The sequence below is a fragment of the Streptomyces sp. TAA204 genome, assembly GCF_000424965.1.
This window is the reverse complement of record NZ_AUKW01000002.1, coordinates 13,257-38,647: the sequence shown is the minus strand read 5'-3', so window position 1 is coordinate 38,647 and position 25,391 is coordinate 13,257. Positions and strand designations below refer to the sequence as shown.

General features: G+C 70.3%; 19 protein-coding genes. 10 read left to right on the top strand and 9 right to left on the bottom strand.

All coding sequences use genetic code 11. From position 1 onward, the window contains the following. Window positions 1-119 precede the first annotated feature (119 nt). A complete protein-coding gene (locus H343_RS28575; protein ID WP_486586764.1) occupies window positions 120-1,121 on the bottom strand; it encodes a DMT family transporter in 1,002 nt (333 codons plus the stop codon). Window positions 1,122-1,332: 211 nt separating this feature from the next. Continuing rightward, the gene (locus tag H343_RS0103100; protein ID WP_028429943.1) at window positions 1,333-2,781 is read right to left on the bottom strand and encodes an NCS2 family permease; all 1,449 of its coding nucleotides are present in this window, start codon (window positions 2,779-2,781) and stop codon (window positions 1,333-1,335) included. 277 nt (window positions 2,782-3,058) lie between these two features. Here H343_RS0103100 and H343_RS0103095 point away from each other — a divergent pair, with 277 nt between their 5' ends. The 3 genes from H343_RS0103095 to H343_RS0103085 all read left to right on the top strand — a co-directional run bounded on the left by H343_RS0103095 (window position 3,059) and on the right by H343_RS0103085 (window position 7,114). Then, a complete protein-coding gene (locus H343_RS0103095) occupies window positions 3,059-3,742 on the top strand; it encodes a helix-turn-helix domain-containing protein (protein ID WP_028429942.1) in 684 nt (227 codons plus the stop codon). A gap of 559 nt (window positions 3,743-4,301) precedes the next feature. Further along, window positions 4,302-5,813, top strand: a complete 1,512-nt coding sequence (locus H343_RS28570; protein WP_486586795.1) for an SPFH domain-containing protein — start codon at window positions 4,302-4,304, stop codon at window positions 5,811-5,813. Next, window positions 5,810-7,114 carry an SPFH domain-containing protein gene (locus H343_RS0103085; RefSeq protein WP_028429941.1) on the top strand — a complete coding sequence of 435 codons (1,305 nt, stop codon included), beginning with the start codon at window positions 5,810-5,812 and terminating at the stop codon, window positions 7,112-7,114. Before H343_RS28570 ends, H343_RS0103085 begins: the two co-directional genes overlap by 4 nt. 134 nt (window positions 7,115-7,248) lie before the next feature. Here H343_RS0103085 and H343_RS34740 read toward each other — a convergent pair whose 3' ends face one another. Next, window positions 7,249-7,413, bottom strand: coding sequence for a beta C-S lyase family protein (locus tag H343_RS34740; protein WP_199778864.1), 165 nt, complete (start codon window positions 7,411-7,413; stop codon window positions 7,249-7,251). Between H343_RS34740 and H343_RS33450 the strand changes: the two genes are divergently transcribed. Next, the gene (locus H343_RS33450; RefSeq protein WP_051264523.1) at window positions 7,393-7,701 is read left to right on the top strand and encodes a CGNR zinc finger domain-containing protein; all 309 of its coding nucleotides are present in this window, start codon (window positions 7,393-7,395) and stop codon (window positions 7,699-7,701) included. The genes H343_RS34740 and H343_RS33450 overlap by 21 nt on opposite strands. A gap of 25 nt (window positions 7,702-7,726) precedes the next feature. Here the strand turns inward: H343_RS33450 and H343_RS0103075 are convergent, their stop codons facing one another. From H343_RS0103075 to H343_RS0103060, 4 genes are all read right to left on the bottom strand, one after another. Further along, window positions 7,727-8,449, bottom strand: coding sequence for a GAF and ANTAR domain-containing protein (locus H343_RS0103075; RefSeq protein ID WP_028429940.1), 723 nt, complete (start codon window positions 8,447-8,449; stop codon window positions 7,727-7,729). Window positions 8,450-8,533: 84 nt separating this feature from the next. Then, complete coding sequence (locus H343_RS0103070; protein ID WP_051264522.1) at window positions 8,534-9,184, bottom strand: ANTAR domain-containing protein; 651 nt, start codon at window positions 9,182-9,184, stop codon at window positions 8,534-8,536. 349 nt (window positions 9,185-9,533) lie between these two features. Next, the gene (locus H343_RS0103065) at window positions 9,534-10,205 is read right to left on the bottom strand and encodes a 4'-phosphopantetheinyl transferase superfamily protein (RefSeq protein WP_028429938.1); all 672 of its coding nucleotides are present in this window, start codon (window positions 10,203-10,205) and stop codon (window positions 9,534-9,536) included. After that, window positions 10,202-11,065, bottom strand: coding sequence for a metallophosphoesterase family protein (locus H343_RS0103060; protein ID WP_028429937.1), 864 nt, complete (start codon window positions 11,063-11,065; stop codon window positions 10,202-10,204). Before H343_RS0103060 ends, H343_RS0103065 begins: the two co-directional genes overlap by 4 nt. Before the next feature lie 336 nt (window positions 11,066-11,401). Between H343_RS0103060 and H343_RS0103055 the strand changes: the two genes are divergently transcribed. The 6 genes from H343_RS0103055 to H343_RS33445 all read left to right on the top strand — a co-directional run bounded on the left by H343_RS0103055 (window position 11,402) and on the right by H343_RS33445 (window position 23,852). Further along, entirely contained in the window at window positions 11,402-12,157 is a 756-nt protein-coding gene (locus tag H343_RS0103055; RefSeq protein WP_028429936.1) for an alpha/beta fold hydrolase, read from the top strand. Window positions 12,158-12,285: 128 nt separating this feature from the next. Next, a complete protein-coding gene (locus H343_RS28560; protein WP_078504965.1) occupies window positions 12,286-15,183 on the top strand; it encodes a LuxR family transcriptional regulator in 2,898 nt (965 codons plus the stop codon). A 20-nt stretch (window positions 15,184-15,203) separates the two neighbouring features. Next, entirely contained in the window at window positions 15,204-18,041 is a 2,838-nt protein-coding gene (locus H343_RS28555) for a helix-turn-helix transcriptional regulator (protein ID WP_051264521.1), read from the top strand. Continuing rightward, window positions 18,031-20,835: a LuxR family transcriptional regulator gene (locus H343_RS0103040; RefSeq protein WP_028429935.1), complete on the top strand. Its 2,805-nt coding sequence runs from the start codon at window positions 18,031-18,033 to the stop codon at window positions 20,833-20,835. Before H343_RS28555 ends, H343_RS0103040 begins: the two co-directional genes overlap by 11 nt. Window positions 20,836-21,171: 336 nt before the next feature. Next, complete coding sequence (locus H343_RS0103035; RefSeq protein WP_078504963.1) at window positions 21,172-21,858, top strand: LuxR C-terminal-related transcriptional regulator; 687 nt, start codon at window positions 21,172-21,174, stop codon at window positions 21,856-21,858. Between the two features lie 80 nt (window positions 21,859-21,938). Beyond that, window positions 21,939-23,852, top strand: a complete 1,914-nt coding sequence (locus H343_RS33445; RefSeq protein ID WP_051264520.1) for a cytochrome P450 — start codon at window positions 21,939-21,941, stop codon at window positions 23,850-23,852. Between the two features lie 61 nt (window positions 23,853-23,913). Here H343_RS33445 and H343_RS0103025 read toward each other — a convergent pair whose 3' ends face one another. Together H343_RS0103025 and H343_RS0103020 are read right to left on the bottom strand one after the other, a co-directional pair. Further along, window positions 23,914-24,120: a ferredoxin gene (locus H343_RS0103025; RefSeq protein WP_028429933.1), complete on the bottom strand. Its 207-nt coding sequence runs from the start codon at window positions 24,118-24,120 to the stop codon at window positions 23,914-23,916. A 20-nt stretch (window positions 24,121-24,140) separates the two neighbouring features. After that, on the bottom strand, window positions 24,141-25,328 hold the full coding sequence (locus tag H343_RS0103020) for a cytochrome P450 (protein WP_028429932.1): 1,188 nt from the start codon (window positions 25,326-25,328) through the stop codon (window positions 24,141-24,143). Window positions 25,329-25,391 lie beyond the last annotated feature (63 nt).

Genomic DNA, 25,391 nt, shown 5'->3' with positions numbered 1-25,391 from the left:
GCCCGCGTGGGATGCCGCCGTACTGGCCGCGCCCCGACGGCACAACGCTGTGGACGACCGGTACGGCGGCATCCTGACGGACGGCGGCACCGGCGGCATCACCCGTGGCGGCCCGGCAATCAGGGGGCGGCTTCGTCCGTGAAGCGGGACAGCGCTTGTCCACCGGTTTCGGAGGCGGTCGGCGACCCCGGGCGACCGGGGATGTTCACGGGCGGCTGCGGCTCGTCGCCGTCGGGCTTCGGGCGCCGCTGACCGGGGAGACGGCGATGGGTGGCGAGGATGCCGAGGATGACCAGGGCCGCGCCGGCCGTCTGTGTCCAGGCGACCGGCTCGCCCAGGAGAATCACGCCGAGAGTGACGCCGACGACCGGAGTCAGATAGGTGACAGCGGCGGCGTCGGCGGCGCCCCAGGCTGCGACGACGTTGGTGTTCCAGACATAGGCAAGACCCGTGCCGAAGACACCGAGGGCGAGGGTGGCGAACAGCGCCGGACCGACCGGAGCCATCGCCGGTGCCGGGGTGAGGAAGGGCGTTGCGGCCAGCATCAGCAATGCGCCCGTGGTGACCTGGATGACGGCGACAGAGAGTGCGGGCAGCTCGCGCGGCGAGACGAAACGCCGCAGGTGGACGAAGGCGATGCCGTAGCAGGCCGTAGCGGTCAGGCAGGCGAGCTGTGCCGCGAGGTTCCCGCCGAGGTCGACTGCGAGTGGGTCGAGGATCACGAGCACGCCGGCGAAGCCGAGCAGCAGTCCAGCGGTGCCGTGGCGGGTGAGGCGTTCGGCCGGCAGCAATGCGGCAGACCACGCCACGGTCATCAGCGGGGTGGTGGCGTTGTACGTGCTGGCGAGACCGGAGGGGATGCGCTGTTCTGCCCATGCGAAGAGCGTGAACGGCACGACGCAGAGCAGCACGGCCACGATGCTGAGGTGACCCCAGAGCACCGGGTCGCGTGGCAGCCGGCGGCGTGTGACGAGGACGGTCAGCCAGAGGGCTCCGGCGCCGAACACCATGCGGCCCCACACCACTTGCAGCGGAGACAGCTCCTCCAGTCCGATCTTGATGCACAGGAAGCTGGAGCCCCATGCCAGGGCGAGCAGGATGAACTGGGCAAAGACCGGCAACGCTTGTCTCCTCCGGGACGGGCACGTATCGCATGCCCTACCGAGAGAAGCGCGACCCGGGCCGGAACACTGGCGGGATTCCGACATCGCACTCAGGCCGGGTCGAAGCTGTCTGCGCCCGGCCGCCGCACCGGACGCACGCCGCGCCGACGGGCGCGGGCCCGCACCGGGGTGGCTGCCGGAGCCACCCCGGTGGTGGGTGTCCGTGCGGCTACTTCATTCCGAGGAGCTGCTCCACCGGGTCGATGGCGAAGTAGACGAGGAAGAGCGCCGCGGTGCTCCACAGCAGCCAGTGGACCTCGCGGGCCTTGCCCAGGCACGCCTTGATGACCACGTAGGAGATGAAGCCGGCGCCGATGCCGTTGGTGATGGAGTAGGTGAACGGCATGACGGAGATGGTCAGGAACGCGGGGATGGCCAACTCGTAGCGGTCCCAGTCGATGTGCCTGACCTGGGTCATCATCAGGAATCCGACGACGACCAGCGCGGGGGAGGCCGCCTGCATGGGCACGATCGTCAGGACGGGGGTGAAGAAGAGGGCGAGAGTGAACAGGCCGCCGGTGATCAGGTTGGCGAAGCCGGTACGGGCGCCCTCACCGACACCCGCCGCGGACTCGATGTAGGCGGTGGCCGACGAGGAGGAGGCGGCGCCGCCCGCGACGGCCGCCGCGCCGTCGATGAGCAGGACGCGGCCCAGACCGGGAACCTGGCCGCGCTCGTCGAGGAGTCCGGCCTCGGCGGTGACGCCGACGACGGTGCCCATCGTGTCGAAGAAGTCGGACAGGATGAGGGTGAAGACGAGCAGTACGACGGTCAGGACGCTGACCTGACCGAACGCCCCGAGCAGGTCGAACTTGCCCAGGAGCCCGAAGTCGGGGGCGGCGACGGGGTTGTCCGGCACCGAGGGGGAGGTCAGGCCCCAGGACTTGATGTCGGCGAGCTTGTTGATGACGACCGCGACGACGGTCATCACAACGATGCTGATGAGGATGGCGCCCTTGACCTTGCGGGCCAGGAGGACGACCGTCAAGAGCACGCCGAGGCAGAAGACGAGCATGGGCCAGCCGGTGAGGGTGCCGGTGCCGAGCTGCACGGGCACAGTGGTCTGAGCCGCGTCCGGAATACGGGTGACGAACCCGGCGTCCACGAAGCCGATCAGGGCGATGAACAGACCGATGCCGACGCTGATGGCCTGCTTGAGGGGCTGCGGGATGGCGTGCATGACGGCCTCGCGCAGACCCGTCAAGACCAGCACGCAGATCAGCAGGCCCTCGAGCACGATGAGGCCCATCGCGTCGTCCCACGCCATGAGGGGCGCGACCTGGACGGCGACGATGGCGTTGATGCCGAGACCGGCGGCCAGAGCGAGCGGCAGATTGCCGCCCACGCCCATGATCACGGTCATCACCGCGGCCACCAGAGCCGTGGCGGTCGCCAGCTGAGTGGCGTCCAGCTGCTGGCCGAATTTGTCCTCCGCACTGCCCAGGATGATGGGGTTGAGTACGAGGATGTACGCCATGGTGAAGAATGTGGCGAACCCACCGCGTATCTCCCGACTGACCGTCGAGCCGCGTTCACGGATGCGGAAGAACCGGTCGAGGGGACCGTCGCCGTTTCTGGTGGGTGGCGTGTCGGGCGGGCTCGTCGCGCTGGTCTGCATGACTGCGTCTCCTGGACCTACAGGTATGGGGGGAAGAAGAAGGTGGTGCGCCGCCGGCAGCGTGTGAGAGGCGGTGCGCAAACACGCGTGCGGCGCCTTGCCGAGCGGATCATACGCGGCAAGGCGGGTTGCACAATCGTGTGGCGGCATCCGGCGTCAGGCGGCCCCGCTCGCTCCTGTCGGTTCCTACAGAATCAGCCCCGACCTATCCCGCAAACCGGGATGCAGGTGACAGCGGCGAATGCGGTTGCCGTAGGTAACTGCTTACTCTCTGCCCGTGCATTCACCGATCCCCTTCAACGCGCGTGCTGCCCGCACGCTGCGCGAGAAGCTCGGGATGGCCCCCGGTCACGTCGCCTACGGCATCCGTGCCTCGTACGGCATGAACCACATCACCCCCGACACCGTCGCCGCGTGGGAACGCGGTGCCGCCGTGCCCACCCCCGGCGAACTCACCGCCCTGGCCGGGGCTCTGTGGTGCGCTCCCGACGAACTCATGGGCGCCCCCCGCACCTTGCTCGCACACCGGCTGTCCCGGGGCATCTCCGCCGAGGACGTCGCCCGGCTCATCGGCATCGACCTCGACGCCTACCGCCACATGGAGGAGACCGGCCACTGGACCGGCGACAAGCGGCAGTCCGCCAACCTCGGCAGCGTCCTCAGCCTTCCCCCGCGCGACTTCGTCGCCATCACCGGCCTGGAGGACGAGCTCGCCCGGCTGCTCACCGAAGCGGTCTCCACGCGCTGGCAGGCCCATGTCCGCGCCATCGCCCGGCTCGTGGCCATGGACCGCCGCGAGTTGAAGGAACCGCTGAGCGCCATGCACCACGAGTACCAGACCCTCCTGGCCGCCACCCTCAGCCGGGCCAGCGGCAGTGTCGCCTCCGGTGAGGAGGGGCGGCGCTACCTCGAGGACATCATCGAGCACTTCTGGGCCCGGATCCCGGAAGGCCGCTCGTAGAGGCGGGCAGCCGGCGCGGCGCGAGGTGCCACGGAGCGGGGGTGACGCGGCACGCGGACCACTGCGGTCGAACGGCGCAGCCCCCTGTGGGAGTGGTGCCGCGCTTGTGTAAGTTTGCGGGCGGTGTACCGGAGAATCCGGCCGGCAGGCGGGTGCGACACGGTCCACGGTCCGGGGCGCACCGGTTTCGTCCTTGTCTGCGCGCAGTCCGTGCCCGTCACTCGCACCGGTGGCCGCGCCCGGCGTGTGAGGGCCGCAGCCGGCCCACGGACCGGCCCCGGGCACCGGTACCGGCCGGCTCAGTACCGGCCGACAGGCACATGACAAGGGGGATTGCGTGAGCCAGACTGTGAAGAGGGCCGCCAGGGCGGTCTCGGAGAACCCCGAGCTGCGGGAAGCGGCCGAGGGCGAGTTGCGCAGCCGCGGCGGTGCCGCGGCGCAGCAGCGTTCCAAGGACGGGCGTGACCGCGGCGGTTCGGGCGAGCCGCGCGGCGAGGACGGGCTCGATCCCGCCGACTTCCCGGCCGCCCGCGAGCAGGGCGGCAGCATCGCCACCGTCATGACGCAGCAGACCGTGCCCATGGACGAGGCACGCGAGGTGCTCAACCGCAGCGAGCAGCGCCGTGAGGACGGACGCAGTGTCCACGCGATCTGCCCGATGGCCCTGCCGCGCGGCCGTTCGTTCATGAGCATGCTGCCGGTACTGCTGCTGCTGGTACTGGGCGTTCTCGGCAGCGCCGTCGCGGCGGCAGCGGGCAGTTCGCTGCTGACCCACCCGCTCTTCGGCGTCCACTACTGGGTGCTCTCCCTGGCCGCCGTCGCCTTCGTGTGGTGGCGTCAGGGCATGGTGATGGTGCCGGACGGATGTCAGGCGCTGATCACCCGTTTCGGGAAGCTGGAGCAGGTCGTCGGTCCCGGCCGGGTGGTTCTGCTCAACCCGTGGAAGCGGGCGTCGTACATCATCAACACCACCCGCGAGTACCCGTTCAACGCGCCGGTGCGCGAAGCCCCCACCAAGGGCGGCGTCAAGGCGTCGATCGATCTGTTCATCCAGTTCCGCATCAGCGACCCGGTCGAGTTCGTCTACACGCTCGGCGCCGTACGAGGCTTCGAGGAGAAGCTGAGCAACGCCGTCAGCGAGACCATCCGCAGCCTCATCTACGACCAGACGGCCGCGGAGATCTACGACATGGTCGGTGAGGACACCGGCCGTCTGCTGGAGCAGCTCAACCAGCAGTTCCGTCCCGCGGTGGAGCTGACCAACGCCAACATCACCCACGCCGAACCGTCCGACCGCGGCTACCGCATGGACCTGGCCTCGCCGGAGATGGTGCGCGTCGCCAAAGACGCCTACACCCACGAATACGCACTCCACCTGCGCAAGGAGCAGGACGAGGGCGACCTGACGAAGGAACTGGCCTCCCGCCGGGAGACACTCTCGGCGATCATGGCGGACGTCGCCCAGTACCAGGCGCAGATGGACACCGCGGTGGAACGTGAGACCAACCGCGCCGAGGCCACGGCCCGTCAGCGCTATGTACAGGCGGAGTCGGAGGCGAAGGCCAACGCGGCGCTGCTGGAGGCGCAGGCCCTGGACATCCGCGCGGTGACCGCCGCCGAGGCCCCCGAGATCCTGCAGTACCGCTACCAGCAGCAGGTCCTGGACACACTGGAGGAGGTCGCCGACCACCTTCCGCGTCTGCTGCGCATCGGCGGCGGCTCGGAGTCCGACGGCGACGGCGTGGGTGTCGATTTCCTCGCGCTGGCACAGGAACTGGTGGGGGAGCGGGGCACGGAGCTGTTCTCCGAGGAGGACATGGCCCACGTGCGCACCCGCCTGGAGGAGGTCTCGGACCGCATCCGCGCACGCGAGGAAGAGATCAGCGCGCTGCTCGAGGCGGAGCGTCCGACCGTACCGGCGGCTGCCGGTGCCGCCGGCGCGGACACGGACACGGACTCCCCGACGGAGGAGCCGGCCGGGGACGGCCCCGGAGAGACACCCGGCACGACACCCGGAAAGGCAACCGGGGAAGCACCGGCCACGGCCGCATCCGAGGAGGCCGCAGAATGAGCGCCACACGCACCCGCAGGTCGGTCATCTCCGAAGAAGTCGCTCCCTGGAGCGAGATCCGTCAACTGCTGCGCGGTGGCGAGACGGACAAGCTGATCCCCGTCATCATCCCCAAGCACACCCGCAGGCTGTGGTGGCTGCTGCTGATCTGGCTCGGGCTGTTCGCACTGCTGACCGGCCTGATGCTCTCGCTTGAGGAGTCCGGCGACGGCGGCGCCGGGGACGTGGCCTACGGCGTGCTGGCCACGACGAGTTACACCGGTGGCGCCTTCCTGCTGATGGCAGGGGCGCTGTGGTGGTGGCGCTCCTCCATCGCCGAGATCGAGCAGGGCACCGCCGGTGTCCTCACCCGCTACGGCGCCGTGACCCGCACGCTCGACCCCGGGCGCCACTACCTCTGGCACCCCTGGTCGCGCGTGGACTTCGTGGTCGACACGGCCACCGAAATCCCCTACTCGGCACCGGTGATGGCCTGCCCGACCCGGGAGAACGTGCCGCTGCGCTCCATCGAGTTCTTCCTGAAGTTCCGTATCAGCGACGCTGTCCTGTTCGTACGGACCATCGGCGCGGGCAACTTCGATCTGGTGCTCTCGCAGGCGGTGCAGGACGCCATCCGTCAGCGCGCCCGCCTGGTGCAGACGGAACGGGCGTACGACCTGCGCGGTTCCGACGTCGCGGACATGCAGGACCTGCTCAACCGCCAGCTCTCCCGCTACGGGGTGCGCATCACCGGCTCCAACATCCCCGACGTCCAGCTGCCCGCCCAGTACCAGCAGCACCTGGCCACACGGGAACGCGTCGCCAAGGAACGCACCGCGTACGATCAGGAATGGGGCCTGACCCGCAAGCGCCGCATCGACAGCCTCCAGATGGACATCGAACGGGCGAAGAAGGTGCGCGACGCCCGCATCGTCGAGGTGAAGGCCGCACTGAACAAGGCACGTGAGGATGTCGCCCAGCTTCTGGAGGAGCAGGAGACCAACGCGCAGAAGGTCCGCTTCGAGATCGAGACCCGCGGACGCAGCGGCCTGATCTCCGCCGAGAACGAGGCACGCGCCCAGCGCCGGCTGGCACAGGCCTACCGTGACAACCGGGCGGTGCTGAAGTACGAACTGGCGCGCAGGCGTCTGGAGGTGGGCGCGATCCTCGCCGGACGTGCCCCACAGCCCGTAGTGGTCCGCACCGACGGCAACGGCGGAGACACCACGGCGCTCTCGACACTGCTCACGGCGCAGCTGATGCCGAGGCTGAACGGGACGCTGACGCCCATGGACGGCACAGGCGGCCCGGACCGGGGCTGAGTGCCCCTCCTCCCGGCAGGGTTCGTCCTATCGCGCCGAAGCGCGCTCGCGGCGGGCGGACCACGGGCCGCGCGGACTCCCGCGCGGCCCGGCCGGCGGGCCGGCGGGCCGGGTGGCCCGGTGGCCCGGTGCTCTCAGCGCTCCGGAGACGAGGTCAGCGCACCGACGACGCCGTCGAGGATCTCCTCCAGCACATCGGCGGAGGTGGCGAAGTTGAGCCGGAGGTATCCGCCTGCCTGTGGGCCGAACGGTTCCCCGCCGTCGAGGAGCACTCCGCCGTGCCGGAGGACGTACGGCACCAGGTCTTCCGCCGGCCGAAGGTCTCGGGGCAGATGAACGCTCAGGGCGTCCTCACGCGCCTCGGCGGCATCGACGAAGTGCTCGGTGCCGTGGCCCGCGACACCATCGACCTGCTGAGTTCTCCCCAGATCTCCCGCATGAAGGAGTGCGCGGGTTCGGGCTGCACCCGTCTCTTCGTGGACGTTTCCCGTTCCGGCGCACGCAGGTGGTGCGGGATGGCCGAATGCGGCAACAAGCGCAAGGCCGCCGACTACCGGCAGAGGAAGAGGGCGGCACCGAAAGCGTGACCGTCCGGGCGGGTCACGCTGACGCTCATGGAGAATCGCCCGCCAGTGCGGAGAACAGCGCTTCGTCGCCGTCGGCGATCCGTCGTGCGACGACGGACAGCCGCTCGTCGTGGGCGCGTGCGTGGTCCCGCATGACCGCGAACGCCTCGTCCATCGGGATCCGCAGCCGCGCGGACAGTACGCCCTTGGCCTGCTCGACAGTGACTCTGCTGGTCAGGGCGCTCTGCAACTGGCCTGCGAGGATCTCGCCCTCGCGGAGGCTGCGCTGGGACAGGACGCTGAGGGTGGAGATGTCCGCCAGGGCCTGTCCGACGTGCATGTCGGCGTCGCTCAGCGCGCGGGTCTCGCTGTGGAAGAAGTTCAGGGTTCCGATGATCTCGCCCCGAAGACGCAGCGGGAGCGCGTGGAGCGAGGCAAAGCCTGCTTCGTGTGCCGCCTCCCTGAGGCGCGGCCAGCGCGGGCTGTCCAGGTCGGCGTTGATGACCGGTTGCCCCGTGCGGAAGCACTCCACGCTGGGCCCGGCCTCGGTCTGTGACTCGAACAGGTCCAGCAGCCGGGCATGCTCCGAAGAGGAAGCGGCCGAGCGCAGCCGGCCGTGGTGGTCGCCGAGCAGAATTCCGGCGGCCTGCACGTCGAGCAGTTCGACGCAGCGGTGGGCCAGGGTGTGCAGGAGATCCATGACGTCGAAGTCGTCGACAAGAGTGTCAGCCAACTCCACGAACACCGTGACCAGTTGTTGTTCACGCATCGTGAGTCTTCCTCCAGTTGCACGCTACCGCCGGGCGGTAGGAATGGCCGTCTCTGTCAGATCGGCCGGTGTGGGCCAGGTTCGTCATAGGCAGTCGTTGAAGTCCAGCCGGTTTGCCACGACATCCGCCGCGACTTCGTCGATGGGACGGTTGCTGCCGAAGGCGTGGCCCCGCAAACGGAGCAGTGCCTCGTCCAGGCCGACTCCCAACTGTGCGGCGATCACCCCGGTGGCCTGGTGTACTGAGCTGCGCAGGACGACGAACTCGCCGCCGAGGCCCAGCCGCAGCAGACGTGAGGTCAGCGTGTCGGCGAGAACCAGTACGTCACCGATCTGGCTTGTTCTCATCGAACCCGGCGTACCACGGTGCAGCTCCAGTACACCGAGATCGATGGCGCCGATCCGCAGCGGGAACGCGAAGACCGCGCGCACCCCCAGCTCGCCGGCCGCACCGGCGAACGCCGACCAGCGGGGTATCGGCATCTCCGTCAGATCCGGTTCGAGCACCATCACGCCGTGGCGTGCGGCGTCGACGGAGGGGCCCTCTCCCAGCGTCAGCTGGAGCGCTGCCAAAGCGGCGTCGGTCGCGCCACTGGACCAGACGCTCTCGGCGGTTCCCGCCGTGGAGGTCACTACCGCGCCGAGACCACTGACACCCGCCGCGGTTGCTGCCTGGTCGGCGAGCGCCGCGGACAGGTCGCCGTCCGAAGTGACCTGTGCCAGGACTGCCGTCATGCGCTCACTGGCCACTGTTGTCCGTCTCTTGCCGGGCTTCCTGGTTGAGCGTCGTAGCCCTGAGCTTTCACAAGTCCGGGGCACAGGGGCCGCCTGCTGACGAGGCTCCCACGATGTGCGTTCTCATTCGGTGGTGGACGCAGCCTCCTGTGCACCGATGATCTGCACCGTCAGTCGGCTGCGTCGACGTGCAGTACGCCTCGCCCAGCTTAGTACCTCCGGCGCCCGCGGGGACGGGCAGCCCCCGGAGAAAGAGGCAGGGGGAGGAGCAGGAGCGCAGGGCCCTGGGCTGAACCTGAGTGAGCCCTGCGGCAAGTGCCGTGAACAGGCGTCGCGCCGGACGAGCCGGTCAGTGCCCGGGGGCGAGATGGACGGCGGTGGCGAGCACTCCCGCGTGCGTTGCCCACCGCCCGGTGAGGGAGCGCAACCGGGTGCCGCCCAGCACCGGCCCCTCGACCAGCAGCCGCGCGCGGAACGTGCCGGTGTCCGCGTCGATCGTGATCTCGGCCTCGCAGAAGTCGAGTTCACGGGAGGTCAGGGGGTACCAGGTCTTGAAGACGCTCTCCTTGGCGCTGAACAGCACACGGTCCCAGCTCACTTCGGGATGCGCCGCGGACAGGGAGCGCAGCACCTCCCGTTCAGCGGGCAGGGAGACGGCGTCGAGGACTCCGTCCGGCAGAGGCCCGTTCGGTTCGGCGTCGATGCCGATGCCGGCCGCGTCGGCCGAGCGGGCGACGGCCGCCGCCCGGTATCCGGCGCAGTGGGTCATACTGCCGACGACGCCACGCGGCCACCGCGGCGCCCCGCGGCGGCCGGGCACCAGCGGTACGGGCTCGATGCCCAGCCGCCGGAGCGCGCTCCGCGCGCACACCCTCACCTGCGCGAACTCCCGCTGCCGCTTGGGAACCGCCTGGGCCACCGCGGCCGCCTCCTCGGCGAAGAGATCGCCGGCCGCGTCCCCGCCCACGTCCCCGAAGGATTCCTCCGCGCACACCCGGCCGGGGAGCAGTCCGCCGATCACCGCCCGCTCCCGGGTGCCGGCCGGGCGGCGGTGGAGGGTGCGGGAAGGATCTGGCGCAGCCGTCCGCGAGGCGGACGGCTGCGCCACTCACGGGGATAGCCGACGGAGACCTCCTCGAAGCGCACGCCGTCGTACCAGGTGACCCTGGGGATGTGCAGGTGGCCGTAGACAGCTGTGACGGCGTTGAACCGCTTGTGCCAGTCCGCCGTCAGCTCCGTCCCGCACCACTGGGCGAAGTCGGGGTACCGCAGCACTCTCGTGGGAGCGCGCACGAGGGGGTAGTGGTTCACCAGCACGGTGCGTTCGGACGGTGCGAGGGCGCCGAGCCGCTCCTCCGTCTCCCGGACGCGTGCCCTGCACCAGTCGTCCCGCCCCGGGTAGGGGTCCGGATGGAGGAGGAACTCGTCGCTGCACACCACGCCCGCCTCATGGGCCCTGCGCAGCGACTCCTCCTTGGTCGAGGCGCCGGGGACGCGGAAGGAGTAGTCGTAGAGCACGAAGAGCGGGACCACGGTCACCGGCCCTCCCTCGCCCCGCCACACCGGATATGGATCCTCGGGTGTCGCGATCCCCAGGCTGCGGCAGAGTTCGACCAGATGCAGGTAGCGCTTCTCGCCTCTCAGGTCGCACGAGTCCTGGGGGTGCGTCCACAGTTCGTGGTTGCCCGGAGTCCAGATGACTTTGGCGAAGCGTTCGGACAGTTTCCGAAGCGCCCACGCGATGTCCTCGTAGCGTTCGGCCACGTCTCCCGCCACGACGAGCCAGTCCTCGCCGGTCTCCGGCCGCAGTTCCTCGGTGATCGTCCGGTTCTCCTCGTAGGCGACGTGCAGGTCGCTGATCGCGAACAACTTGCCCACCATGGAAACGTTCTCCCCCTGCCTGCTCGGAGTCGCCTGCGCGGGTGAGGAACACACCGCGTGGCAAGTACACCCCGCGGACGGAGGGGAAATCACTCGACTTTGCCGGACGGTCGGTGATCGGCGGCCACTCGGTGCCGTGAAGCTTCCTGTGTGCCGGAATCGTCCGGTATCAGCCGGCGGCCGGGCCCGGCGTGCGGTGTGCCTGGGCGGCCCGGGCGGCAGGGACTAGGGAATCTTCCACTCCTCTCTCTGCGAAAGTGAAGGTGACACGAGTGGTCGAGTCAGGTCGGGTGGGGAACCGGTCCGCCCGCCTTGCCGCGAAAGAGGTGCAACGCGATGACGGTGTCCGAGGACGAGGGACTGTGGGTCCGGCGCTACCACCCCGCCCCGGACTCTCCACGGCAGCTCGTGTGCTTTCCGCACGCCGGCGGCTCGGCGTCGTTCTTCCACCCGGTGTCCGCGCAGTTGTCGTCCGTGGCCGAGGTGCTCTCCGTCCAGTACCCGGGACGTCAGGACCGCCGGGGGGAGACCAGCCCGAGCGACCTCGGCACCATGGCGGACGAGGTCTACGGAGCGTTGCGCGACCAGCTCCGCTCCCGTCGGACGGCCTTCTTCGGGCACAGCATGGGTGCGACGCTCGCGTTCGAAGTCGCGCTCCGGTTCGAGGAGGAGGGCGGAGAGCTCTCGCGGCTGTTCGCTTCGGGACGTCGCGCCCCCTCCCGGTATCGTGACGAGAAGGTGCACCTCATGGGGGACGACGGCGTCGTGACCGAGCTGAAGCGGCTCGCCGGTACGGACAGTTCCCTGCTCGGTGACGAGGAGATCCTCCGGATGATCCTCCCGGCCCTGCGCAGCGACTACACGGCCATCGAGACCTACCGCTGCGCACCGGGAGCCGCCCTTCAGGCTCCGATCACCGCACTCACCGGCGACAGCGACCCGAAGACGTCTCTGGACGAAGCCGAGGACTGGCGCCACCACACCAAGGGCGATTTCGACCTCGAGGTCTTCCCCGGCGGGCACTTCTACCTCGGTGCCAGAGCGGCCGACGTGATAGCGCTGCTGAAGGAACACCTGCACACCGTTGTGTGAGACACGTCTTGGCCGGACGGGGGCGGGTCCGCTAGCGTAAACGATCACCAAGTCGTTGCACGCGCAAGTTGTGGCGGGCGCCGACATCCCCGTCGCGCCTGCGAAGTGACAAGGCTGCGAGGAGTGGCATGGTGCCGGATCGGGTGCCTCCTACCGGTTCCTCCAGCTACCTGGTGGGCCGGACCGCAGAGAAGGCGGTGCTGAACAGCAGCGCGGAGGCAGCTCGGCGCGGACGTGCCGGGCTGGTCACGCTGCTGGGTCCGCCCGGTATCGGCAAGACGAGTCTGCTGCACTCCTTCACCGCGGGCGACGCGTGCCGGGGGATGACCGTGCTGCACGGCGTGTGCAGCGAGATCGACGCGGGGACCGGATACGGAGGCGTACGGGCCCTGTTCGGTTCGCTCGGCCTCTCCGCGCAGGAATGGGCCGCGTCGCCGTGGCTGCGCGGGGGCGCCCGCCGGGCGCTGCCCGCACTCGCCGACGGCCCCGTCGCCCACGAGTCCTCCGCGGCGTACCCGGTCATGCACGGCCTGTACTGGCTCGCGGTGAATCTGATGGCGGAGCGCCCCCTGGTGCTCGCGCTCGATGACGTCCACTGGTGCGACGAACGGTCCCTGGCCTGGATCGACTTCCTGCTGCGGCGGTCGGAGGCACTGCCCCTGCTCGTCGTGTTCGCGCAGCGCACCGAGGTCGTTCCGGTGGCCTCCTCCGCGCTGGCCGACATCGCCGCGCGGAGTTCGTCGGCCACCCTGCACCTCTCGCCGCTGGACCGGCGGGACATCGTGGAGCTGGTCGGCCACGCGTACAGCGGGCCGGTCGCACCCGCCTTCGCCGAGAGCGTCGCCGCTCTGCCGGGCGGCAACCCGATGCTGCTCAACAGGCTGCTGATGGAGCTGAAGAGCGCCGGTGTGCGCCCGGACGAAGAGGGCGTGCAGCGCGTCACCGAGGTCGGCTGGCACGTCGTGTCCGACTCCGTGCGGGCCATACTCTCCGCTCAGCCGGAGTGGATCAGCACGCTGGCACGTGCGATCGCCGTGCTGGGTCAGGCCCCCGCCCAGCGGGTGGGCGCGCTGGCCGGTCTGTCCCTCGCGCTTGTCGAGGAGGGGACACACGTGCTCCGCCAGGCCGAGATCGTCGCCGCGGACCGCGTGGACCTCGTACACGAACTGGTGCGATCGGCCGTGCTGGAGGAGGTGGACGTCGAGGAGCTGGCCCGACTGCGCACCAGCGCCGCCCAGTTGCTCAGCGACGAGGGGCTGCCCTCGGAGGAGGTCGCCAACCAGCTGCTCCTGCTGCCCGAACTGACCGCCCCATGGATGACCGCGGTACTGCGCGACGCCGCGGCACAGGCAGAGAGGCGCGCCGCGCCCGAAGCCGCCGCCCGTTACCTCCGCAGAGCGCGGGAAGCCGACCCCGGCAGCCTGGAGCTGTGCCTGCAACTGGCCGAATGCGTCTCGGAGACCGAGCCCGGTGAGGCGTTCCGGTTGCTCAGGGGCGCGTTGGAGGCGCCCATGGACGCCCGCCGCCGGGCGGGGGTCGCGCTGCAGCTCGCGCGAGTGTGCGTTGCCGCTCAGCAGTCGACCGAGGCGGTGCGGATACTGGAGGAGGTACTGGACGAACTCGACGCCGAGTTGGGGCCGGGGCCCGGCCCGGCCGACCTGGAGCTGCGCACCGGCGTGCAGGCCGCGCTGCTGATGGTCGGGGCGGACGGGAAGCTGACCATCGGCCCGGTGCGAGAACGGTCCGCTGCGATGCCCGTCCCGCCGGGCGACACACCGGCCCAGCGGCAGATGCTGTCGATGCAGGCACTTCTGGGGGCGTTGGGCAGCGGCACATCGGCGGAGTGCATCGACAAGGCGCACCGGGCAAGGCGCTCCGCCGACCCTCTCACCGAGGACGCCTCGCTGTTCGCGGCGTCCTTCACCCTCAGCCTGGCCGACGAGGTCGAGGAGGCGCTGGGGACCTTCGACGAGCTGCTGCGGGCGAGCCGGCAGAACGCCGCGGCATGGACCTGCGCGCTCGTGCTGGCCGGCCGCGCCTTCGTGCTCCACGGCATCGGAGCCCTGCCCGAGGCACTGGCGGACGCGCAGACCTCCGTGGACATCGTCGGAGACGAACGGTGGGAGCACACCTCGGCGATGCCGCAGATCGCCCTCGCCATGGTGCTCACGGACCTCGGTGAGCCGCAGCGGGCCGAGGCCGTACTCGACGCGATCAAGCGCCCGAACCTGGACGGAATCGTCATGGAGTACCCCTGGTACACCCAGGTGAGGGCCCGCACCCGGTGGTCCCTCGGTGACGTGGACGGGGGAATCGAGATGCTGTACGAGTGCGGCGCGTCGCTCGAGCAGGCCGGCGTCGCCAACCCCGTCTTCCTCCCGTGGTGGCTGGACGCGGCCGGCATGCTGATGGATCTGGGCGGGACGCAGGAGGCACGCCGGCTCGCCGAGCACGGCGGTGAGATGGCGCAGCGCTGGGCGACGCCCCGTTCGAAGGCGCTCGCGGCCCTCGGCCTGGGTCTGACGACACCGGGCAGGGAAGGTGTCGAGCTGCTGGAGAAGTCGGTCGAGCTGTTCGCCGGCTCACCCGCACGAGGGGAGCACGCCCGCGCCGAATTCCTCGTGGGACGCGCGCTGCTGGCCGAGGGCGACCGGCGTTCCGCGCGCGATCATCTGCGTACCGCGGCCGACCTCGCGCAACGCTGCGGCACCCTCAAGCTCGGTGAGCTCGCCCGGACTCTGCTGATCCAAGCGGGCGGCCGGATGCGGAAGATGAGCGTCTCTCCGCTGGACATGCTCACCGGCATGGAGCGCAAGGTCGCCGATCTCGCGGCCTCCGGGACGAGCAACAGGGCCATCGCCGAAGCGCTCTTCGTGACCGTACGCACCGTCGAGACGCATCTGACGAGCGTGTACCGGAAGCTGGGCGTGAGCAGGCGGGCCGATCTCGCGCCTGTGCTCACCGCCCGGGAGGACCTCGTCAAGCAGCTGCCCTTCAGGCCCGCGTATCCGCATGTGCGACCCTGAATGTGACAGAGGTGGCACATGTGACCAGCGAAACCGGCGACCGTCCGAAACCGCACTGCACGGGGCCGAACCGCCGGGGCACACCCAGGCCCGCGCTTCCTCTGCTGGAGAGGGCGCGGGAGCAGCAGCAGCTGTCCTGCGCCCTGGAACGCCTGAGCGGGGGGACGCCCTTCCTGTTCACGCTCGAGGGCAGGCCCGGTGAAGGACAGAACGCGCTGCTGCGCTGGGTCGCCCGGCGGGCACAGAAGCACGGCCTGCGGGTGCTGTACGCACAGGCCACGCCCGTCGAGCAGGAGTTGCGCTACGGAGCGGTTCTCCAGCTTCTGACGCCGTTGAGCGGAATGATGGAGGAGTCCCTGCGCTCCATGTCCGGGGAGCACCGGTCGGGAACCCTCCCGGGCCTGGCCGAGTTGCTGCGCTCCGCACCCGGCACACCGACCCTGCTGGTCGTCGAGGACGTGCAGTGGCTGGATGCGGCCTCCCGGGGATGGCTCCAGGCACTGGCGCGGCGGATGCACGCGGACGTACCGGTCGGGATGGCCGTCAGCAGCTGCCGGGCGGCCGGCGCCTGGGGCCGGCTGACGCCCGCCTCACCGGCCGAGGTCCCCGTCCGGAACCTCGTCATGCGGCCGCTGAGTTCCCGGTCGGTGGCGACGGCTGTGCAGCGCATCTGCGGCACCCGCGGGGAGGGGGCCTTCAACTCCGGGGCCGAGCAGGCAACGATGGGCAACCCGGCCGTGCTGTGCGAGTCGCTGTGGCGCTTCCACGAGCGGGGGCACGAGCCCGTGCCGGCCCTTCTGCCCGAATTCCGCGCGATCAGCGACGACATCGTCGGTGAACGGGCCGTCCGCGCCCTGGACGGACTTCCGCCCGAGGCACGGGCGGCGATGCGCGCACTGGCAGTGTGCGGGGACGTGCTCGACTTTCCCCTCGTCCGGACTCTCGCCGGGCCTCGTGAACTGCCCGAGCCCGAACTGCTGGCCATGCTGCGGTCGGTGGGGCTGACCGAGACGCAGGGCGAATCGGACTGCATCCCCAATCCCGCGGCACGCATCCGCGTCCTGGAGCAGATGCCGGCGGAGGAGCGGGCCGATCTGCACGTCCGCGCGGCCGCCCTGGCGCACCGGGTGGCCGCCCCCGACGAGGACATCGCCTCGCTCCTCTTCCGGGCGACCGCGATCGGCGCACCGTGGGTCGTCGAGACCCTGCACCGCAGCTGCTCCCAAGCCCTCGCCAGGGACGATCTGAACCATGCCACGGCCTGCCTCTCCCGCATACTGCTGGAACCGCTGGAGCCGGCGCGGCGTGCGCGGTTCAACCTGGAACTGGCCGGAGCCGAGATCGTCGGCGCACCGGAGGTGGCCGACCGCCGTCTGGGCAACCTCGCCAGGAACGAGAGCGGCTGGACGGCCGATACGCTGGTGCGGGCGATCGACCTCGGCCTGGCCCGCGGAAACGAGGACTGGGCCGCGCGGGCGGCTGCCGAAGCGTTTCCTTCCGCCACGGCCTCCGCGACTGCCTCCGCCACTGACGGTGCTCACCACGACCTGACCGCCCTCTACTGGCTGGCCCACCGCGACCACCAGGACGAGGCCGAGCTGACGCTTCCCGTCGTACCGGCACTGCCGGAGCGGCCGGCAACTCCCCTGCAGGGCGGGGTACTGGCGTGGCGGCTGGCAGTGAGAGCCGAAGAGCTGCGGGCGACCCGGTCCCTGGCCCGGCACTGCCTGGAGGCGGCAGGCACCGCTTCAGCCGTGATGCCGCGCCTGGCCGCGTGCAGAGCCCTCCTCGTGGCCGATGACGTCGAAGCGGCACGGGCCGGGCTCGACGTCCTCATCAGGGAGGCGCGCCGCGGCCACGCCCGGGCCGCGGCCGCACGTGCGCTGACACTGCGAGCGGAGATCAATCTGCGCTGCGGACGCCTGGAAGCGGCCGAATCCGATGTCCGTGCCGCGCGGGAGGCCCTTCCCCCGCAGAGCTGGCACCCCAGGGCCGCGCCCGACCTCGCTGCCGTGAGCATCTGCGTCGCCGTCGAGAGCGGCCAGTACGAACTGGCCGGGAGTCTCGCACAGGACGAGATGCCCGAGGGGGCCGAGAGCGGTGCTGCCTGGTGGCGGCTGCTCTTCGCCCGTGCCCGGGTGGCATGCCTGGACGGGCAGTGGACGCACGGACTTCAGCTGGCCAGGGAGTGCGGCAGCGGACTGCTGCGCCGCGGGTGGCTCAACCCCGCCCTGGTGCCGTGGCGTTCGATGGCGGCCCGCTGCCTGAACGCGCTCGGCAGCCACGAGGAGGCAGAGTCTCTGGCCCGGGAGGAGATCGCGCTCGCCCGCGAGTGGGGGACGGCTGCGGCGATCGGTCTGGCGACTGTGACTGCCGGGCCACTGACGGGGTATGCGCCCATGGTCAGGCTCCGGGAAGCAGCCCGGATGTTCGACGGTTCACCGGAGCGGCTCCTGCACGCCTGGAGTCTGGTGCAACTCGCCGAAGCCGAGCTGAGGTCGGGCGACCACCCGGCCGCTGCGACGCGGGTGGCCCGTCTGACCAGGCTCACCACCACATATCCCTCCAGCTGTCCGGCTGAGGCCGTCCGCCGGCTCACCGAGGAGCTGGAGAGGCCGGCGACCCCGGCCGCGGAGCTGTTGCCGGCCTCGGCCCCACTGACCGAGGCCGAGCGGGAGACGGCCGTACTGGCAGTGCGCGGACACGGGAACCGTGAGATCGCCGATCTGCTGTCGGTCGGCAGGCGTGCCGTGGAGCTGCGGCTGAGCAGCGTGTACAAGAAGCTGCACATCACCGGGCGCGAGGAGCTGCGCGCGATGATGCGGACAAGAGAGGAGCGGCCTCCGGATGTTGCTTGAGCGGAACAAGGAGATGGCTCAGGTGGACGGCGCGCTGCGCGCCGCCCGGGAGGGTCACTCCTCCCTGATCCTGCTGACCGGACCGCTCGGCATCGGAAGGTCCGCCCTGCTGCGGCAGCTCGCGGGCTGTGCCGAGGGCAGCGACGTTCGGGTGCTCACCGCGAACGCCGCCCTGATGGAGCAGGACTTCGCGTTCGGCGTCGTCCGCCAGCTCTTCGACTCCCTGATGACGGGCGCGGCGCAGGAGTCACTCCCGTGCCCGAGCGAGGAGCCGGACAAGTTCGCGCGGCTCGTCTTCACCGGGGACGACGCCACGACGGGTGTGGACCCGGACATCGACACCTCCGAAGCGGCGCTCTACGGTCTCCGGTCGCTTCTGGCCGGACTCAGCGACGAGACACCGCTGCTGCTCCTCGTCGACGACCTGCAGTGGACGGACGTCCCTTCGCTGAGATGGCTGGCCTATCTGGTGAAGCGGCTGCACGGCCTGCGGATCGTGCTCGTGTGCACCCTGCGGGAGGGCGACCCGTGGTCCCGGTACTCCCTCGTGCGGGAAGTGACGGACTGTGCCCATCTCACCGTCAGCCCCGCCCCGCTGTCCCTGGACGCCACCAGGGCGATGATCGAGGAGCAGTTCGGGGAGCCCGGGGACGAGGCATACGCACGCGCCTGCTACGAGGTCTCCGCGGGCAATCCGCTCTTCCTGCTGTCCGTGCTGCTGGGCATGGTCGTCAGCGGCCACCGCCCCACGGAGGAGTACGCGGAGACCGCGCGTTCCCTGCGCCCCTCCGAACTGCGTGAGCGCCTGGCCGGCTGCATACGCGTCCAGACCGAGTCCGTAAGGGACCTGGCCGCCGCCATCGCCGTCCTCGGTGATCAGGCCGACCCCGCTCTGATCGCCCAGCTCGCGGGCCTCGACGACATCGGCCTCACCTCGGCGCTCCGGGCGCTGCACCAGCTGGGACTCCTCACCGACGAGCACACGCCCTGCTTCATGCACCGCGTCGTGCAGGACGCCGTGGAGTCGTCCCTGACGGTCACGGAGCGCGAGGATCTGCACAACAGCGCCGCGGCGCTGCTCTACGAGGGCGGCCGCCCCGCCGAGCAGGTGGCGGCCCAGCTCATGGCCGTCACGGGGCAGGGGCCCGAATGGTCGACGGCGGTGCTGCGTTCGGCCGCCGCCACCGCCCTGCGCAGGGGGGCACCGGAGATCGCGGCACGCTATCTGCGCCGGGCGCTGCTGGACAGCACGGAGCAGAACGAGGAGCGGGCGCGCCTGCTGATCGACCTCGCCACCGCTGAACGCACCTTCGACTCGGGCGCGTCCGAGCGGCACATCGCGCAGGCGCTGCCGATGCTGTTCCAGGTCAAGGACCGGGCAGCGGCGGTTCAGCGCATGCCGCCCGCGCTCTTCGCGCGTCCCTCCTCCGCGATGGTCGAGCTCGTGCGCGGGATATTCGAGGAGCTGGGCGAGCCGGGGGGACTGGGCGGAACGACACGGGAGACGGCGCTGCGTCTGGAGGCCAGACTGCGGCACTACGCGCAGGAGGACCCCGACGCGCTGTCCTCGGCGTTGGAGCGGCTGCGGGAGATGGGCGGCGAACCGCCGCTGGAGTGCGGTGCCGAGCGCGAACTGACCGCCGTGCTGCTGTGCTCGGCGACCTTCGCCGGACGGCTCTCCGCCAGCGCGGTGGCGGAGACGGCCCGGCGGGTCCTCGAACGCGAACCGGCGGACCAGGCGCGGGCGCACACGACGGTGCCGCTGGCGGTGGTCTCCCTGCTCGCCGCGGACTCCGCCCGGGGCATCGAAGCCTGGCTGACGCCCCAGGAGCACCCCCGGCGTCCCGCGAGCGCGGCGGACGACGCCCTGCTGCTGGCCCAGCGCGCGATGGTTCGCGTCTCCTGCGGCCGCCCCGCGTGGGCGCGGGAGCACGCGGAGAGCGCGGTGCGGCTGACGGCACCGTACTGGTACGAGGCACCCAGCCTGGTGCTGGCCGCGGTGGCGCTCGAACTGGGTGACACGGCGCTGGGGGAGGAGATCCTGGCGGGTGCGGGCTCACGCAGACCCACGGGCCTGGCCCTCACCTCCATGCTGCGGATACTCCAGGCATCGGTTCACGCCCAGCGCGGCATGCGGGTACGGGCGCTGGAGAATCTGCTGGCCTGCGGCCGGCAGCTGGAGTCACGCGGGTGGCACAACTCGGCCGTCTTCCCGTGGCGTCCGCGGGCGATCGGCCTCTACCAGCGGCTCGGTGACGACCTCTCGGCGATGGTGCTCGCGGACGAAGAGCACTCGTGGGCGGCTGCCTGGGGAGCGCCCGCCGTTCTGGGACGGGCGCTGCGGCTGAAGGGCCAGCTGCACGGGGACCGGGGCATCCCCATGCTGCGGCAGGCCGTCGAGGTCCTGCGCTCTTCGAACAACGAGCTCGAACTGGCGCGCAGCCTGGTGCTCCTGGGCAACCGGCTCAGCAGTGGGGCGGAGGCGGAGGCGGCGCTGCGTGAAGGAGGCGATCTGGCTTCCGCGTGCGGCGCGCCATGGCTCGTGGAACGTGCGGAAAGCGGGCTGGGAACGGTTCCGCACCAGAGGAAGCAGGTGCTGACACCCAGTGAACGCAGAGTGGTGTCACTCGCGGGGGACGGACTCACGAACCAGGAAATCGCGGAAAGGCTCGGCGTGAGTTCCCGGGCCGTCGAGAAACACCTGACGAATTCCTATCGAAAGATAGGCGTCTCGGGGCGGGCGGAACTCGCGCAGGCACTGCGCGCGCCCGAGTTCGCACACCTTCGCACTTGATTGGGAAGAGTCCCCTCATGGGGTGTTTCAGAACCTTATGAGGGGTGGTCGCGCGCCTGAGCATCCACTTGAGCTGCACTTGAGGTTGTATTTAAGCCGGAGTTGAGGTTTCTCCGCACCGCACCACACCACCGAAGCCGGAGCCCCGACCGAACCGAACCCTCTTCGGCCCACGGGATTAGCCGGGACCACAGAGTTTTCGTTGACCGCCGTAGCGCCGCTGCATAGCCTCCTTTTCGGAAGACGGAAAAGCGGCCGCTCAAAAGGCGGCGGGAAATTTTCCCGATGTTTCGAGAAAGCTTCTTAAGGCGGGGGGTAAGAAAGGATGGCAGTTCGATGGCGGCTACTGCATCTGTGGGCCCGGCGCGGGTGACCCCGGGCGAAATCAGGTCGGGCGGAGACATCCACGGCATTCCCCGGCAAAGCTTCCACCAGCCGGGGCTGTGCATGGCCTCGCTGGACCCCGGACTGGTCATCCAGCAGACGAACCGCGAGTTCTCACGCCAGTTCGGTGCCTCCTCCGCGGAGGTGTGCGGTCTCAACTTCCGCGATCTGGTGCATCCCAGCGTCAAGACGCCCCTGATGCGGCAGTTCTCACGGCTGATCGAAGGAAAGCGCCAGCTCTTCGACACCCATGTGGTCGCGGTACGTCCCGAGGAGTCGGCCTTCGTGGGCTCCCTCACGGCGGCGGCCGTCTCGGACGACTCACCCGAGGTCTCCGCGGTCCTGATCTTCATGCGTTCCTCCGAGGAGTCCGAGGACGCGGATGTGCTCCCGGTGCGCAAGAAACTGCTGAGCGACATCGACGCACGGATACTCGAGGGCATCGCGGCCGGCCTCTCCACGATCCACCTCGCTTCGCGGCTCTACCTGAGCAGACAGGGAGTCGAGTACCACGTCACGGGTCTGCTGCGGAAACTGCGCGTACCCAACAGGGCGGCTCTGGTCTCCCGCGCGTACTCGATGGGTGTCCTCAACGTGGGTACGTGGCCACCGAAGGTCGTCGAAGACTTCGTCAAGTGACGTCGCCCGACGGGGCAACCCAGCGGCGTGGTCACGGTGGGAACACGCTGCGGCCGCGCCGTCGTTCCCGGGCGGAGGAGATGACCGCCCTGCTCGAGGCGAGGGACTCGCCGATCGCGGACTACGCCTGCGGCGGCCTCACCAGAACGGTACGCCTCGCCGGCAGCACACCCTCCAAGGCGGAAATCCTGCACTTGCGCAGGGAACACTACGAACCCACGCTCGCGACGATGGGCGTACCCGTCTGGGACCTGCACGACGAGAGCGCGGTGCACCTCCTGTGCTCGGAACAGACCGGCGCCGGTCCGGGCGGTGCCGCCCCCGCCACCGGCGCTGTGGGCGGAATGCGGGTCACCGTGAACGGAGCCGGAAGCGGCGACCTGTATGAGGACTTCGCACGCCTGAGGGACGTCGTCGGCGACGACGGGGACTTCCTGGTGTTCGCGCGCCAGCTGGTGCACCCCTCCTGCCGCGGCACCGACGTCTCCACGGTGCTCGCTCACGCCGCCTGCCTGTACTGGCGGGCACATTCCCCGGTGCGGCGTGTGCTGTTCACGACCATCGCGGGAGGGACGCCCGAACGTCCCGGACCCGTCTTCGGCGCCACTCCCGTGGCCCCGCCGGTGTCCCTCGGCCCGCAGGCCAGGAAGGTGGTCCTCTTCGCCGGGGACCTCAACACGATCATCGAGCAGGCGGCCGGACGGCTGGAGCGTACGGGCTGGTCCGTCGCGGAACGGACGAACGTCCCCGCGGCCGCGAACGCCTGCTCTCCGGGCACCTCGCCCGCGGCACCGATGCGGCTGCCCGCCCCGAACGACACACCGGCCCAGCCCTCCTCCGTCTACCGGCGCCTGCGGCGCGAACGTCCCGTGTGCCGGGTGCGGATGGCGACGGGCGACCCGGCCTGGCTCATCACCCGATTCGACGACGCGCGGTTCGTGCTGGCCGACCCCCGCTTCAGCAAGGCCGCACTCCTGGAGCCCGACTCTCCGCGCACCCGGCCGGGCGCCCTGCCCCCGGGGACGCTCTTCACCACCGACCCGCCCGAACACACCAGGCTGAGCGGCATGGTCAAGTCCGCCCTGTCAAAGGACCGGATCGCTGCCTTCCGCCCGGTGATGGAGCGGATCGCGGCGGAACTGACGGAAGCGATGAGCGCGGCGGAGGAGGGTCAGGACGCCGATCTCGTACGGGACTTCGCCCGTCCGCTGGCGATGCGGGTCATGTGCGGACTGCTGGGAGTGCCGGAGGAGGACGCGGGCCGCTTCGCCTCGTGGGCCGGCACGGTCCTCACCGCTGGACCGGCCGGCGGAAGCGAGGTCGAGCGGGCCCAGGACGAACTGCTCGCCCGCACCACGGAGCTGGTACTCGAACGCAAGGCGGAGTCCGACGGCGCGCAGCCTGGCGGCGACCTGATCTCCGCGCTGCTCGGCCACGACGGCGACGTGGCAGCGGCGGTCTCCCTCGTCGCCACCCTGATGTCCGCGGGCTACGAGACGATGGTCGCCTCCGTCGCCAACTCCGTGCTCTTCCTCCTCGCCTGCGGACACGGCATGCCCGCTCCCTGGCCGAGCGATGCCGGCGCCACGGTCGAGGAGCTGCTTCGGCTGAGCACCTTCGGGGACGCGCTGCGCTCGCGCCGCGCCCTGGCCGACGTACGCATCGGGGAGGTGCTGGTGCGCAAGGGCGACGTCGTTCTCGTCTCGCTCGCCTCCGTCAACAGGGACGAACGCGCCTTCACCGACCCGGACCGGTTCGCTCCCGGCCGTAGGCAGCCGCGCCACCTGGCGTTCGGACACGGCGTGCGCCGCTGCCCGGCGTCCGAACTGGCCCGCGTGGAACTGGGCGTGGCGATGGAACGCCTCGTGACGTGCTTCCCCGGGATGCGTCTGGCCGTACCGCCCGGAGAGGTGACGCTGCGCACGCACGCCTCGGAGAGTTCCCCCGAGAAGCTGCCGGTGGTGCTGGGCCGGAGCGCGGCGCGCGGCGCATGAGTCACACGACGCGCGGCGGGAGAGCCGGAGCCCCGCGGCGCGGCCCCGGCCCCCGCAGCGGTCAGGAGTCCGGGGCGTCTTCGACGACGATGGACTGAGAGGGGCAGATCTTGCTCGCCATGCGGGCCTTCTCGCCCTGCGCCCCCTCCGGCCGCTCGTCCAGCACCTCGACGAAACCGTCGTCGTCCTGGTCGAAGACGTCCGGTGCGGTCAGCACGCACTGCGCCGCTCCGATGCAGCGGTCGGGGACCACGCTGATGTGAACCATCGTTCCTCCTTGGTGGGTCGCTACCAGCGCACCGGCAGCGCGTGCAGTCCGAAGAGCACGCCGTCGTACTTGAAGGGCAGCTCTTCCAGCGGTACCGCGACCTCGAGCGTCGGGATGCGCTCGAAGAGCGTGCGGTAGGCGATCTCCATCTCGACCCGGACGAGGTTCTGCCCGAGGCACTGGTGCACGCCGTAGCCGAAGGCCACGTGCTGATGAGCCGAGCGGGCCGGGTCGAACCCGTCGGGATGGTCGAAGACCGACGGGTCGTGGTTGGCCGCGGCGACCAGCGGGACGACGCCCTCGCCCGCCTTCACGAGCTGGCCGCCGATCTCGATGTCCTCGACGGCCACCCGCAGGGCGACCAGATCCGCCACCGAATGCAGACGCAGCAGCTCCTCGACGGTGCGTTCGTCGCCGATCCACTCCGGGTTGGCCAGCAGGGTCACCGCACCGAGCGCGATGTTGTTCGCCGTGGTCTCGTGACCCGCGATCAGCAACAGCATCGCGACGCCCGACAGTTCCTGGGACGTCATCACGCCGTTCGCCAGCAGCCTGCTCAACAGGTCGTCGCCGGGCCGCTTCTCCTTGATCGCGATGAGCCTCGTCAGGTAACGCAGAAGCTGCTTGCTGGCGGCCTCGCGCTCCTGGTCCGTCGAGTGGATGGTGACCAGGACGCGGGTCTTGGCCTCGAAGAAGTCCCGGTCCACCTTCGGCACGCCCAGCAGCGAGGAGATCACCAAAGACGGCACCGACAGTGCGAAGTCGGCCATAAGGTCCGCGGAGTCGCCACCCGCGAGGAGGTCGTCGACGCAGCCGTCGACGATCTCCTGGATCGCGGGACGCATCGCCCTGATGCGGCGGACCGTGAACTCCTGGATGAGCGCCTTGCGGTACTTGGTGTGGTCCGGCGGATCCAGCGCCACGAACCAGCCGGGCACCTTGTCCGCGGTCGGCACGCCGCCGGTGCGCCCCGGGCTGGGAAACCCCTCGTGAGACGGATTGGAGCTGATGCGGGAGTCGGTGAGGACCGAACGGACCTCCTCGTGCCGGGTGACCAGCCAGACGACGTCCCCGGTGGGCAGCTCCGAGCGGACCAGTCCCGCACGGCGGCGGAAGTCCTCGTACTCCGTCGGCGGGAACGGCTCGCCGGGGCGCCGCAGTATGAACGGGACCGGTTCGGTGCCGGTGCCGGCGTCAGTGCTCGTCATGTGGTCTTCCCCTCGGTGCGGCGTACGCAGGGTGTCGCAGTCACGTTGGAGCCGGAGTCATGG

Coding starts and splice junctions, on each gene's coding strand:
- H343_RS0103100 (WP_028429943.1), bottom strand. CDS start 2,781: ATGCAGACCAGCGCGACGAGCCCGCCCGACACGCCACCCACCAGAAAC.
- H343_RS28570 (WP_486586795.1), top strand. CDS start 4,302: ATGACGCAGCAGACCGTGCCCATGGACGAGGCACGCGAGGTGCTCAAC.
- H343_RS0103085 (WP_028429941.1), top strand. CDS start 5,810: ATGAGCGCCACACGCACCCGCAGGTCGGTCATCTCCGAAGAAGTCGCT.
- H343_RS0103075 (WP_028429940.1), bottom strand. CDS start 8,449: ATGCGTGAACAACAACTGGTCACGGTGTTCGTGGAGTTGGCTGACACT.
- H343_RS0103070 (WP_051264522.1), bottom strand. CDS start 9,184: ATGACGGCAGTCCTGGCACAGGTCACTTCGGACGGCGACCTGTCCGCG.
- H343_RS0103060 (WP_028429937.1), bottom strand. CDS start 11,065: ATGGTGGGCAAGTTGTTCGCGATCAGCGACCTGCACGTCGCCTACGAG.
- H343_RS0103055 (WP_028429936.1), top strand. CDS start 11,402: ATGACGGTGTCCGAGGACGAGGGACTGTGGGTCCGGCGCTACCACCCC.
- H343_RS28560 (WP_078504965.1), top strand. CDS start 12,286: ATGGTGCCGGATCGGGTGCCTCCTACCGGTTCCTCCAGCTACCTGGTG.
- H343_RS0103040 (WP_028429935.1), top strand. CDS start 18,031: ATGTTGCTTGAGCGGAACAAGGAGATGGCTCAGGTGGACGGCGCGCTG.
- H343_RS0103035 (WP_078504963.1), top strand. CDS start 21,172: ATGGCGGCTACTGCATCTGTGGGCCCGGCGCGGGTGACCCCGGGCGAA.
- H343_RS33445 (WP_051264520.1), top strand. CDS start 21,939: ATGACCGCCCTGCTCGAGGCGAGGGACTCGCCGATCGCGGACTACGCC.
- H343_RS0103025 (WP_028429933.1), bottom strand. CDS start 24,120: ATGGTTCACATCAGCGTGGTCCCCGACCGCTGCATCGGAGCGGCGCAG.
- H343_RS0103020 (WP_028429932.1), bottom strand. CDS start 25,328: ATGACGAGCACTGACGCCGGCACCGGCACCGAACCGGTCCCGTTCATA.